The sequence below is a fragment of the Actinopolymorpha pittospori genome (assembly GCF_014873875.1).
GTDB classification, from domain to species: domain Bacteria; phylum Actinomycetota; class Actinomycetes; order Propionibacteriales; family Actinopolymorphaceae; genus Actinopolymorpha; species Actinopolymorpha pittospori.
The window spans coordinates 1068970-1080646 of sequence record NZ_JADBEM010000001.1 but is presented as its reverse complement, the minus strand read 5'-3'; the positions used below and the strand labels follow the sequence as shown (position 1 = coordinate 1080646).

The following is an 11677-nucleotide window of genomic DNA, read 5'->3' as shown; positions in this document are numbered from 1 at the left end:
CAGCGATGTCCGCACCGTAGAAGGCCAACGCCGGACGCCGACGCCGCCACGCAAGCCCGACACCGACCCGAAGGGTCAGCGCACGAGGCCGCCGCGGCGTCGGCAGCCTCGAGCGGAGTGAAGGCGAGCTCGGCCAGTGTGAAGTCCAGCGTCGTGGTCAGATCAGGGACTGGACGGCGGTGTGGATGAGGTCGGCGACCGCGTCGGGCTGGGAGATGTAGACCGAGTGGCTGCCGGCGATCTCGCGGACTGTGGCGCCGGTCCGCTCGGCCATGGCCCGCTGTGCCGGTGGAGGGATCATCCGGTCCTCGCTGGCGACGAGGTACCAGCTCGGCTTGAATCGCCAGGCAGGCTCGGTCACCTTGCCGTCGAGTGCACCGACCCCCCACGGAACCTGAGAGTCGGCCATGAAGGCTGCCTCGTCGGCGGACAGGTCGCCGGCGAAGGAGCCGTGGAACTTGTCGCGGTCCAGGAACAGGTAGCCGTTCCGCGGCGGCAGGATCGGCGGGACCGGTGCCCCGGGCGGCGGGTCGGCGATGAGGGTGTTCACCGACTCGCCCTTGTCCGGGGCGAACGCCGCGATGTAGACGAGTCCGGCGACCCGGGGGTCGCTCCCGGTCTCGGTGATCACCACGCCGCCGTACGAGTGACCCACCAGGAGCACACGCCCCTCGATGTCGTCGAGGACCTGCGTCGTCGCTGCGACGTCGCCCTCGAGGGAAACGGTGGGGTTCTGGACGACCGCGACGCGGTGTCCCTGGGAGCGGAGCCGGTCATAGACACCTCGCCACCCCGACCCGTCGACGAAACCGCCGTGCACCAGCACAACCGTTGGACTGCTCATGGTGACTCCTCGTCACAGGAGTGCGACGTCCGCGCACTGACGACCTGTTGCCGTCAGCATCTGCGCGAGCGCCGGTGTGAGTCGCGGATGAAGGCGCACACATTGCGGATCACAGCGCACACCCTTCAGACGTGGCGGGTCGAACGTGGTGGTCTACTGGGCTCGTCGAGGAGGGGCGTTGGGGGAGGAAGTTGTCAGCACCGACACGGTCGAACGGTCCGAGCGAGAGGCTTTCTGGCATCACGTGCTCGCCGACACCTTCGCCGCGGTTCAGCTCGAGCGGTGGACCGGTCACGGATTGGAACCAGCCGCCCAGCTGAGCGCGACACGGCGCGGGCGGCTGCTGTTCGCCGAGTTGGAGGCCACTCCTCACGTGCACCGGAGGACGCCGCGACAGATCCGGCAAGCGGATGCCATGTTCTTCCAGGCGGCGATCCTGACCAAAGGTGCCGCCTCGCTGGAGCAAGAGGGGCGGCTCGCACAGCTCAGCCCCGGCGACCTGGTTGTTTACGAGAACTCGCGACCGTTCACGTGGACGTTCACCGACTCCTGGGCTGTCACGGTCCTGTCGATCCCTAGCGACACAGTCAGCCTCACCGACTCAGAGCGGCGAGCCATGAGCGCGCGGCGACATTCTGGGCAGACCGGCCTGTCGGGTGTGGTGGCACGGCTCGTTCTGGATCTCACCCGCCATGCATCCGAAATTCCCGAGGGCCAGTCGGAGCGCATCCTCGCGCATACGACCGACCTTGCGATCTCGCTGTTCGCCACCTCCGTCAAGGCCGAGTACGCCGACGCGCGGCATCGCACCATGCTCGATCGCATCAAGGGGCACATCGAAACGCACTTCCGCTACGCCGGCCTGACGCCCGACGACATCGCAGCGGCCGTCCGCATCTCGACGCGTTACCTCCACAAGCTGTTCGAGGCCGAACATCAGACCGTCACCCTCTACCTGCGCGATCTGCGACTGCGGTGTGCACGACAAGAACTGCTCGACCCACGGCTCGCTCACCGCAGCGTCGCCGAGATCGCGCATGGCTGCGGCTTCGGCGACCTCAGCGGCTTCAACCGCACCTTCAAGGCGGCCTACGGAAGCACTCCGAGCGACCTACGACGCCGAGCTGATCTCCGGTCCCCTCCCATGGCCTCCCGGGACGGTCGTTGACGGGGAGCGGCCAACGCCTGCACGTCGGCATCGACCTGGCCGAGGTCGTACGCCGGCTGGATACTGGACGGCAGCAAGGTCCCCAGTAACTCTCCGGACCACATCACGGAGGACGCATGACTGCCGTGCTCGCACCGTCCGCAGCTGGGCTTCCCGTGATCGGATCGCTGCTCGACCTGCAACGAGACTCGCTGAACGCCTTCCTGCGGGCTCAGCGGGAGCACGGCGACGTCGTACGTTTCGTGGCCGGACCGCCCGGGTTCCGAGTCGAGCTCTACGGCGTGTTCTCCGCCGAGGGCACCCAGCAGGTCCTGGCCACCGAGTCGGCGAACTTCCGCAAGGACAACAAGTTCTACCTCGAGGTCCGCGAATCGGTCGGCGACGGCCTGCTCACCAGCCAGGACGCCGACTACCTCCGGCAGCGGCGGCTCGTCCAGCCACTGTTCACCCGCCGCCGGGTCGACACCTACGCCGCAACCATGTGCGACGAGGCGACCGCCGCGGTCCAGCGTTGGCACAACGCACCCGACCAGGTCATCGACCTGCTCGTGGAATCGACCGGCCTGACCCTGCGGACCGTCTCCCGCATCCTGTTCGGCGCTGACGTGGAGGCAGCCGTCGAGGTCGTACGACGCAACTTCCCGCTGATCGACGACTACACCCGGCAGCGCGGATTCGCTCCGGTGACCCTCCCACGGCACTGGCCGACACCCGGCAACCGGCGGGCCGCGGCGGCCCGACGCGAGCTGTACGACCTGTGCGACGAGATCATTGAGCGGCGCCGCCTGCACCCGCGCGCCCAGGACGATCACGGCGACGACCGGCCGGGCGCCGGTACTGCCGGCAGGGACGGGGTTGCCGACCTCCTCGGCCTGTTGGCGGACGCGAGCGACGCCGACGGCGACCGGCTCTCCGCCAGCGAAGTCCGCGACCAGGTGCTCATCTTCCTCCTTGCCGGCCACGAGACCACCGCCACGTCGGTGGCATTCGCGCTTCACCTCCTCGCGCGCCATCCGGATGCACAGCGCACTGCCCGGGAGGAGGTGGACCGCGTGTTGGGGACACGACGACCGGGCGCGAAGGACATCGACGCGCTTCCGTACGTCACGAAGGTCCTCAAGGAAGCCATGCGGCTCTACCCCGCCGCGCCGGCAATCGGTCGACGGGCGGTCGCCGACACCGAGGTCGATGGCTACCGCGTTCCCGCGGGCGCGAACGTGTTCGTCAGCCCCTGGGTCACCCACCGGCACCCGGACTACTGGGAGGATCCCGAGCGCTTCGACCCCGAGCGCTTCTCGCCGGAGGCGGAGGCGGCCCGGCCGAGGTACGCCTGGTTCCCGTTCGGCGGTGGTCCGCGCGCCTGCATCGGACAGCACTTCTCGATGCTCGAGTCCGTCCTGGCCCTGTCCATCGTCTTGCAGGCATACGAACTCGCCGCGATCGACACCGACGTAGCGCTCTCCCAGGGCATCACGCTCCAGGCGACCGGTCCGCTCCGCTGTCGCCTCACCGCCAGGTAGGACGTGGGTCAACGGTGCGATACGGCGTGAGTGTGAAGGCGTGGCTGCGATCCCACCTCGACCTGGTCGATGGTGTCTTCGCGGCCCTGCTGACCGTGGCCAGCGTCGCAGGCCTGTCCACCGATTACTACGGTGCGGTGTTCCGCGCGCCGAACGTCTGGGGCGTCGTCCTGGCCGTGCTGACCACGGCACCGATCGCCGTGCGCCGGCGCTATCCGGTGACCGTCTCGGTGGTCGCCATCGGGGCCTTCATGGGGCTCGCCTTCTGGGACTTCAGCAGCCTCGTCGGCTCGGGGACGACCATGCTCATGATCTACACCGTGGGCGTGCACAGCACGGTGGTGCGTGGCCTGCTCGTCACGCTGGCCACTCTGGCCGGGTCGCTGGCCTACCTCGCAGTCAAACTGGACATGTTCTCCGCGGTTGACCTGAGCTTCGACTACTTCAGCGTCGGCGCGCAGGTGGTCCTCTACCTCGGGGTGTGGAGCTTCGCTCGCACGGTCCGCGCCCGCCGGCTCTACCTCGGCGATCTGGAGGACCGCGCGGCGCGCCTGGAACGCGCGGCATCCGCCGAGGTCCGCGCCGCCCTCGCGGAGGAGCGTGCCCGGATGGCCCGCGAACTCCACGACGTGGTCGCCCACCACGTCAGCGTCATGACCGTCCAGGCCGCCGCCGCCCGACGGATGCTCCCTCGGGTGCCCGAGCGCAGCGTCGAGGCCATGCAGGCTGTCGAGGAGACCGGGCGGGCCGCACTCGACGAGATGCGCCGCATCGTCGGAGCCCTACGCAGCGTCGACCAGAGCGACACCCAGTCAGCCGGGCAACTCTCACCCCAGGCCGGTGTCGCCGAACTCGCCCCACTGCTCGACCGCGCCCGCGAAGCCGGCCTGGAGGTGGAACTCACCGTGGTCGGCGAACCCCGGCCACTACCCTCCAGCCTCGACCTGGCCATCTACCGGGTGGTCCAGGAATCACTGACCAACACCCTCAAGCACGCCGGCCCCACCCGAGCCGCCGTCCTGCTGCGCTACGAACCCGAGGCAGTCGTCGTCGGCGTCACCGACGACGGCAACCGGAAGCGATCCATGGTCACAGCGCGGGCCGTCCTCCCGGACCGGCTGGGCCACGGCCTGGTCGGCATGCGCGAACGCGTCACGTTGAACGGAGGAACCCTGCGCACCGGATCACGAGCGGTGGGCGGGTTCGAGGTCCTCGCGGCCCTGCCAGTGAACGGCGGAGCGGCCTCATAAGCTCGAGGCTTCGGCGATCAGCCGATGATCTCGCCGATCGCCATCCAGATGAGGTTCTCGATGATGGTCTTGGCGATCTGCCGGAAGATCGGGATCTCCAGCAGGCTGGCGCCGAAGGTCACCGCCGCGGTGGCGATCGCCTGCGCGATCTGGATCGCGAGGATCACCAGCTGGATCATCGCGTTGATCTTGAGGACGAGGACGACGGCGGCGTAGACGAACAGGCCGACGCTGAAGCCGGTCCCCGCAGCGGCGGCGATGTCGAGGTTCTTGTTGCCGCCGTACTTCTCCCACATCTTCTGGAAGGCCTCGACGGTCGGGCCCTTGTGGCCCGTCGACACCTTGTCGGCGGCCGTGAGGGCGTTACCGGAGACGTGTTGGAGGCGAGTGGCGAAGTTGATCCAGGTGTTGCCGCCCTTGAAGATCTTCTCCTCGTCGCCTTCGGGCCAGTCGACGCCGAGGAAGCCGAGGACCGTGACGAGTTCGCCCGGCAGCTGCATTCCCACCGTGTGTCTCTCCTTCAGACGGGTCTCGGACGCGCACCAACTGGTCGTTGCCGTCCTAGACGGCCTCGACCCCGTCACCCAGTTGGTCGAACATCTGTCGGCCGCCCTCCTCGTTGTCGCGGTAGGTCGCCGAGACGCCGTCCAGGGCTTTGGAATGGGACATGAGGTCCTCGAGCAGCTCGGAGAGCTTGTCGATGGTGAACTGCGAGATCACCTCGTGGGTGCCACCCATGAGCATGCCGAGATCGTCGCCACCGAAGCCGTCCACGAAGGTCGCGATCTCGGACTGCAGCGCCTGTAGCTCCCGACCCAGGTCCTGGGCCACCCCGTCCACATCGCCGGCCGCGGCACGGATCTTCTCCCAGCCGACCTCGACGTCGTCGCCTGCCATCACTCAGTCCCTGTCGATCCGGTCCTGGACGTCGGTGATTGCCTTGAGGTAGCGCTGCATCTGGGACACCGACTGGCTCTGGAACTCCTGGAGGCGTTCAAGTAGCTGCTGCTGGTCGGCCAGCGGTGGGAGGGTTGCGCTGATCTTTTGCTGCAGATCGGCCAGCGCGGCGTTGGAGGCCGCCACGAATGCCTGGGCGAGGGACTCGGAGTCCGAGCGCATGACCCGCGGGTTGAGCTCGACCCGCTCGAGCTGCCCGCCGGGCGTGGCGGTGACCCGGACGAAGCCGTCCATGGCCTCTCCGACTCCCCGGATCGGTTCGTCGGTTCGGTCCTGCTCGACGGTCGGGTCCCGCTCGGCGGTCGGGTCCTGGTCGGCTAGGGGCCGCAACGCCGTCAGCGCGTCGTTGAACAGCCGGTCGAAGTCGTTCGCGCTGACATCGGTCACTGCCGCCCTCCCCGGACGTCGAGAACTCAGGGCCTCGCTCGCGACTTCAACCGCGAACGACAGCGTTCTCCAACTGGTTGCCCGCCGTCTGTAGACAAAGTTTCGCCGATCTGCCTCTCCCTGTCGTAACTTACATGCAAACGGGGAGGAGATCATCGTGTCGCCACCGAGAAGACGAGGTGCGGCTCCGGACGCGTTGCACAACCAGCATCGCCACGGCCGTCGTCGCCGCCTGCACCAGATCACCGGTAGGCGAGATCTCCCAGCACATCGAGCGGACGCTCGTCGACGTTCACGGAGCGCAGGAGGGGAGCCATGACGCGGGGGGCGGCGGGCAGGCACGGGGGCTGGGTGGAGCGCACCCGGCTCGCGAGGATCGTGGCCAAGCGCCTGGAGAAGATGACCGGCAGACGAGTTCGAACCGTGTCGGCCGGCAGTCACGCGCGCGGCTGGAACGACGAGATGAGCCGCGCTCTCGACGAGACGAGCCTTCCCAAGCGTAAGTGGAAGCGGACGGCCAAGGCCGCGCCGTACACAGAACCGAACTGGAAACCGGACACCACCTACCACGTCAACAACCGGGACACCCAGAGCAACTACGTCTACCAGACCGACTCGAGGGGCGGGTCGTCCACGCGGAAGGCGAGCTCATCCTGCGCACGGGGCACCGCAACAAGGCGCAGCAGGTCTACTCCGGAGGCGGTGACCGGATCTACCAGAACCCGAACCCTCGCGACAACGACGCGGGCGGGCATCTCTTCGGTACGCAGTTCGGTGGCGCCGGCGAGGGCCTCAACATGGTGCCCCAGGCCGCCCGGCAGAACAGCGGCGGCGACTGGCAGGCGATGGAGAAAGACTGGGCGGACGCGCTGGAGGCCGACAAGGATGTGTACGTCAAGGTCGTGCCGAAGTATCCAAACGATTCGACACATCGCCCACACGAGTTCGAGATCTCTTACACTATTCGGTCCGTCGACGAGAACGGGAAGCTCGTGATCCAGAGGGTCCGAAGGACCATCCCCAACGCGTGAAAGGTAGCTAATGCCGGAGCAGGACGAGTTGTACCAGTCCATCGGTCAGGCCCTCGCCGACTCGTTGCCGTCGGACTGGGTGGCGACGGAGGTCGTTTGCTCCATGATCAATCGTGCGTCCGAGTTCACCTGCACCTACACCGACGCCACCGGTGAGGAGGTCCAGTTCGCGCTCCCCGACGAGGTCGACGACTACTTCGCCGCCCTGCGCGCGTTGCTGTACGAGCCCGGCAAGGGTGCGTGGTACACCGCCGTCTTCCGTTTGGACGATGCCGGGCGCTTCAGCGTGGATTTCGACTACGAGGGGCGGCCCGCGTTCCGGTTGTGGCCCTCGGACCAGGCCTGGCGCGACGACCTGGCGAAGTTCCCACGTGATCCGGACCTGATCCCCGCCTGGCTGCCGAACCCGCCCCAGTAGCTCTCCACCCGACACACGGTCGAGGTTCCTCCGCAGGCCTTGCCCTCGCGTGCAGGATGGCGTCCAGACGTTCGGCCGAGCCGTCCAGGAGAAGGGGATTGCGTGCCCGGGGGTCTTAGCCTCAATCCGTGGACCGGGTGAGTGGGCCCTCGGCGCGGTAGCAGGGAAAGTGCCTTCTGGATCGGGAGAATCTGGAGTGTCGAAGTCCTGATCCAACCCGATCCAAAAGGCACTGGTAGTGAAGTTACCGTATGGGTGGTCGCGTGCGAGGCCGGTGTTCGATGATCCGAATCTGGTGTCGTGTGCGGTGCTTGGTGCCGGTGATGGCGCTGGCTGAGCGGGCGGGCCTGTCGGAGTTGGTCTCCAGCCGTGTCGCGATCACCGAGACCAGGGTCAGGTCGGCGGCGGTGAACCCGGCGGGCAAGCTGACTTCGATCGTCGCGGGGATGGCTGCGGGCGCGGACTGTATCGACGACCTGGATGTGATCCGATCCGGTGGGATGCGTCGGCTGTTCGGCGGGGTGTGTGCGCCGGCGACGTTGGGTCAGTTTCTGCGGGAGTTCACCCACGGCCACACCCTGCAGCTGGCATCGGTCGCCCGGGCGCACCTGGTCGGTCTTGTTCAGGCCAGCGGGCTGCTCCCCGGCATTGAGGATCAGGTGTTCATCGACATCGACTCACTGCTGCGCCCGGTGTATGGGCACGCCAAACAAGGCGGGAGTTTCGGGCACACCAAGATCGCCGGCAGGCAGGTGCTGCGCCGCGGCCTGTCACCGCTGGCCACCACGATCAGCACAACCCAGGGGGCGCCGGTGGTGGCTGGGATCCGGCTCCGAGCCGGGCGGGCCGCCTCTGGCAAGGGCGCGGCGAGCATGGTGGCCGAGGCGATCGCCACCGCCCGCGCCGCCGGCGCCAGCGGGCAGATCCTGATGCGGGGCGATTCGGCGTATGGCAACCACGTCGTGGTCGCCGCGTGTGTGAAGGCCGGGGTCCGGTTCTCCGTCGTGCTCACCAAGAACCCGGCAGTCACCGCCGCGATCGCCTCCATCGCCGAGGACGCCTGGACACCGGTGCACTACCCCGGCGCGGTCACCGATCCCGACACCGGTGAGTTGATTTCGGACGCCGAGGTCGCCGAGACGGAGTTCACCGCCTTCACCTCCACCAAGCACCCGGTCACCGCCCGGCTGGTCGTGCGCCGGGTCCGTGACCGCGCCCGCGACCAAGCCCACGACCAGGCCGGCGATCAGGAGCTGTTCCCGGTCTGGCGTCATCACCCGTTCTTCACCAACAACACCGAACCGACCGCGCAGGCTGACATCACCCACCGCCGGCACGCGATCATCGAAACCGTGTTCGCCGACCTGATCGACGGGCCGTTGGCTCATCTACCCTCAGGCCGGTTCGCCGCCAACAGCGCCTGGGCCATCTGCGCAGCCATCACCCACAACCTGCTCCGCGCCGCCGGCACCCTCACCAGCCCCCGCCACGCCACCGCCCGCGGCGCGACGCTTCGCCGCCACATCGTCACCGTCCCCGCCAGAATCGCCCGCCCACAGCGCCGGCCCGTCCTGCACCTACCCGAGCACTGGCCCTGGGCGGAACAGTGGAACACCCTGTGGCACAACGTGTTCCGCCCCGCAACCGGCCCGCCACGCGTCGCCTGAAACTACCCACCCGCCACCAAGGCCCGACCGGAGACCAAAGGAAAGCTGGGCAGACCAGCAGCCCCGCCTGCCCACCCACCACCAACCACGAGCGACCCGCAACCAAAACCATCAACCCAGCGAGTCCACGGATTGAGGCTTAGAACAACCCGTCGGGTGCGTCGATCAGGGTGTTGGGATAGTCGCAGGTCTGGGAGTCGAAGAGCTGTTCAGCGACCTGGGTGAACTCGTCGCCGGCCCGGTCCTGTACCCCGACCAGGACCACCACGCCCAGCAGGAACCCCACCCGGACCAGCGTCATCCACGGCGCCCGCCGTTTCGTGAAAAGAGTGGCGAACGCGAGGAGCGCGACGAGCACGGCGCCCCCGGTGGTCCACCACAGCGCATGACTCAGCGACTGGTACCGGGCGAGGTCGAGCGTCTCCTCGCACATGGGCAGGGGCCGGGTCGGCAGGTTGGCGGCGGCAAGCCCGACGACCACGGTGAGGAGTCCCAGTACCGGCAGGAATCGACTCAGCTCCCGCGTCCGGCTGGCAGGTGTGGTGGCCGTTGCCGTCGCACCGGTGGGGTGCTCGTCCATGGGAGGAGACCCTAGTGCTGGGGATGAATCGGGGACGCGTGGTCCGGGGCCGGTGAGGTCGATCCCCCAGGGTTCCCCCTGGTTGTTCGTGCGGCATGTAGCCCTCCTCCATGTCGGTCCCTACATTCAAGGCGTGCATACGTAGATCGCCTACTCAAGGAGAGCTGCCGTGTTCATGTCACGCCTTCGTGCCGCCCTGGCCAGGCCTCGCTCATCGACCACATCGACGCCGCCACGTGAGGCCATGGCCGCCCGCCGAACCAGGGGCCGGACCGCCTTCACTGCGCTCGGCATCACCGCACTGGCAACGGCGATGTTCACCTCGACCGCCGTCGCCGCGCCACAGGCATCGCAGACGTCCCCGACGAGCAAGGCCACCGCACAGTCGTTGGACTGGGGATCGTGCGGGCCGAAGATCGACACGGCGGCGCAGTGTGCGATGTTCCGGGTACCCCTGGACTGGTCGGACCCCACGGGCCAGCAGATCGAACTGGCCGTCGCTCGTCACCCCGCCATCGACCAGGCGAACAAGGTCGGGACCCTGATGTTCCTGCCCGGCGCGGGAGTCTCGGCCGTCAACCAGGTCGCCACGCCGACCACAGGCGGGCTGGGGCAGGCGCCTGAGCTGGCTCAGCGCTTCGACATTGTCGGCATCGACCCGCGCGGGGGTGGACTCGACCTCAGCGGTGGCTGGCACGACGCGGCCGTCCACAGTCAGTCGCTGGGCTGCGCGCGGCCGTTCAATGATCCGGCGGTGACCCGGTTCCCCACGGACCGGGCGGGCTACGACCGGCTGGTGGCGCACAATCGTGCCGCCGCCGATAGCTGTGTCGCCGGTAGCGGCGCACTGGTCGGCCACCTCGACGCGGAGAGCCAGGCCCGCGACGCCGAGGCGTTGCGGGCGGCACTGGGTGAGTCGAAGCTGAGCTGGTTCGCCTGGACCTACGGCAGCCTGGTCGCCCAGACCTATGCGCACCTCTACCCCGACCGGGTACGCGCGATGGTCATCGACAGCCCCCTCGACCACACCGTGCCCGCGGCCACCTACCTGCGGCTCCAGGCCCGCAGCACCGACGAGGCGTTCCGCAGGTTCGTGGCCTGGTGCGCCCGCACGCCGTACGTCGATCCTGACGGCGAGACCGGTCCGAGGCTGGCGGAGGGTTGCGCGCTCCACGAGGAGGACGCCGGCAAGGCCCTGGACGACCTGATCGCACAGGCCGACCGCGAACCGATCCCGGTCCCAGGCGTGGATCACCCGATCACCGGTGAGGAACTCTCGTTCAGCTCGATGTACGCGCTGCAGAACGGCAACCTTCCCGCCACCCTCGGCGGCTGGTCCGATCTCGCCCAGGGCATCTACGAGATTCGTAGGGGCAACACGGCGGTCTACGCGCCGGGGTACGCGAACACCCTCGCGCCGCCGTACTACCACCCCTACCGTGCGGTCGGATGCCTGGACTTTCCCAACCGGGTCAGCGGATACCAGCAGTTCCAGGCGCTGCGCCGAGACGTCGTACGACTGGCTCCCCACACCAAGGGCGCTTCGGACTCCTGGGACTACCTCAGCGGATGCGTCGGCTGGCCGTACCCGTCGACCGCGCCTGACCATCCGCTTCGGGTCCGGGGCGCCGCGCCCATCCTGCTCGTCGCCACGCGGCACAGTCCGCTCGCGCCGTACCCGCTCGCGCGGCGGGTGGCACACCAGATCGAGGACAGCGTGGTGCTCACCTACGAAGGCGACGCCCACATCGCCTACTTCAACTCCGCATGTGTGCGCGAACAGGAGCAGCGTTACCTGGTCAGTGCACTCACGCCCCCGCCGGGCACCTCCTGCGCGGACAGCAGCTGACCCGCC

At 68.2% G+C, this 11677-nt stretch carries 11 protein-coding genes and 1 pseudogene; 7 read left to right on the top strand and 5 right to left on the bottom strand.

All coding sequences use genetic code 11. The features are described 5' to 3' along the window. Window positions 1–157 precede the first annotated feature (157 nt). The gene (locus tag HEB94_RS05010) at window positions 158–844 is read right to left on the bottom strand and encodes an alpha/beta fold hydrolase (RefSeq protein WP_192748833.1); all 687 of its coding nucleotides are present in this window, start codon (window positions 842–844) and stop codon (window positions 158–160) included. Between the two features lie 178 nt (window positions 845–1022). Here HEB94_RS05010 and HEB94_RS05005 point away from each other — a divergent pair, with 178 nt between their 5' ends. The 3 genes from HEB94_RS05005 to HEB94_RS53340 all read left to right on the top strand — a co-directional run bounded on the left by HEB94_RS05005 (window position 1023) and on the right by HEB94_RS53340 (window position 4782). Continuing rightward, window positions 1023–2012 (top strand): helix-turn-helix domain-containing protein, encoded by a 990-nt coding sequence (locus tag HEB94_RS05005; RefSeq protein ID WP_192748832.1) that lies wholly within the window; start codon window positions 1023–1025, stop codon window positions 2010–2012. A gap of 116 nt (window positions 2013–2128) precedes the next feature. Beyond that, window positions 2129–3532, top strand: coding sequence for a cytochrome P450 (locus tag HEB94_RS05000; RefSeq protein ID WP_192748831.1), 1404 nt, complete (start codon window positions 2129–2131; stop codon window positions 3530–3532). Between the two features lie 26 nt (window positions 3533–3558). Next, window positions 3559–4782 (top strand): histidine kinase, encoded by a 1224-nt coding sequence (locus HEB94_RS53340; RefSeq protein ID WP_192748830.1) that lies wholly within the window; start codon window positions 3559–3561, stop codon window positions 4780–4782. 17 nt (window positions 4783–4799) lie between these two features. Here HEB94_RS53340 and HEB94_RS04990 read toward each other — a convergent pair whose 3' ends face one another. The 3 genes from HEB94_RS04990 to HEB94_RS52255 form a co-directional block, all read right to left on the bottom strand. Continuing rightward, window positions 4800–5282: a WXG100-like domain-containing protein gene (locus tag HEB94_RS04990; RefSeq protein WP_475555075.1), complete on the bottom strand. Its 483-nt coding sequence runs from the start codon at window positions 5280–5282 to the stop codon at window positions 4800–4802. 61 nt (window positions 5283–5343) lie between these two features. Further along, a complete protein-coding gene (locus HEB94_RS04985; protein WP_192748828.1) occupies window positions 5344–5679 on the bottom strand; it encodes a WXG100 family type VII secretion target in 336 nt (111 codons plus the stop codon). Window positions 5680–5682: 3 nt separating this feature from the next. Continuing rightward, on the bottom strand, window positions 5683–6126 hold the full coding sequence (locus HEB94_RS52255) for a YbaB/EbfC family nucleoid-associated protein (RefSeq protein WP_192748827.1): 444 nt from the start codon (window positions 6124–6126) through the stop codon (window positions 5683–5685). 503 nt (window positions 6127–6629) lie between these two features. Here HEB94_RS52255 and HEB94_RS04975 point away from each other — a divergent pair. The 3 genes and pseudogenes from HEB94_RS04975 to HEB94_RS04965 all read left to right on the top strand — a co-directional run bounded on the left by HEB94_RS04975 (window position 6630) and on the right by HEB94_RS04965 (window position 9242). Further along, on the top strand, window positions 6630–7157 hold the full coding sequence (locus HEB94_RS04975; RefSeq protein ID WP_202896136.1) for a DNA/RNA non-specific endonuclease: 528 nt from the start codon (window positions 6630–6632) through the stop codon (window positions 7155–7157). A gap of 10 nt (window positions 7158–7167) precedes the next feature. Then, on the top strand, window positions 7168–7575 hold the full coding sequence (locus tag HEB94_RS04970) for an antitoxin YezG family protein (protein ID WP_192748826.1): 408 nt from the start codon (window positions 7168–7170) through the stop codon (window positions 7573–7575). Window positions 7576–7813: 238 nt separating this feature from the next. After that, window positions 7814–9242, top strand: a pseudogene (locus HEB94_RS04965) (IS1380 family transposase). 139 nt (window positions 9243–9381) lie between these two features. Here the strand turns inward: HEB94_RS04965 and HEB94_RS04960 are convergent. Next, complete coding sequence (locus tag HEB94_RS04960) at window positions 9382–9822, bottom strand: hypothetical protein (RefSeq protein WP_192748824.1); 441 nt, start codon at window positions 9820–9822, stop codon at window positions 9382–9384. A 244-nt stretch (window positions 9823–10066) separates the two neighbouring features. Between HEB94_RS04960 and HEB94_RS04955 the strand changes: the two genes are divergently transcribed. Continuing rightward, window positions 10067–11671 (top strand): alpha/beta hydrolase, encoded by a 1605-nt coding sequence (locus tag HEB94_RS04955; RefSeq protein ID WP_192748823.1) that lies wholly within the window; start codon window positions 10067–10069, stop codon window positions 11669–11671. The last annotated feature ends 6 nt before the right edge of the window (window positions 11672–11677 follow it).

What these genes read in the sequence shown, in the direction of transcription:
- HEB94_RS05000 (WP_192748831.1), top strand. Translation starts at nt 2,129, where the DNA reads ATGACTGCCGTGCTCGCACCGTCCGCAGCTGGGCTTCCCGTGATCGGA.
- HEB94_RS04970 (WP_192748826.1), top strand. Translation starts at nt 7,168, where the DNA reads ATGCCGGAGCAGGACGAGTTGTACCAGTCCATCGGTCAGGCCCTCGCC.
- HEB94_RS04955 (WP_192748823.1), top strand. Translation starts at nt 10,067, where the DNA reads ATGGCCGCCCGCCGAACCAGGGGCCGGACCGCCTTCACTGCGCTCGGC.
- HEB94_RS04985 (WP_192748828.1), bottom strand. Translation starts at nt 5,679, where the DNA reads ATGGCAGGCGACGACGTCGAGGTCGGCTGGGAGAAGATCCGTGCCGCG.
- HEB94_RS05010 (WP_192748833.1), bottom strand. Translation starts at nt 844, where the DNA reads ATGAGCAGTCCAACGGTTGTGCTGGTGCACGGCGGTTTCGTCGACGGG.
- HEB94_RS04960 (WP_192748824.1), bottom strand. Translation starts at nt 9,822, where the DNA reads ATGGACGAGCACCCCACCGGTGCGACGGCAACGGCCACCACACCTGCC.
- HEB94_RS04990 (WP_475555075.1), bottom strand. Translation starts at nt 5,282, where the DNA reads ATGCAGCTGCCGGGCGAACTCGTCACGGTCCTCGGCTTCCTCGGCGTC.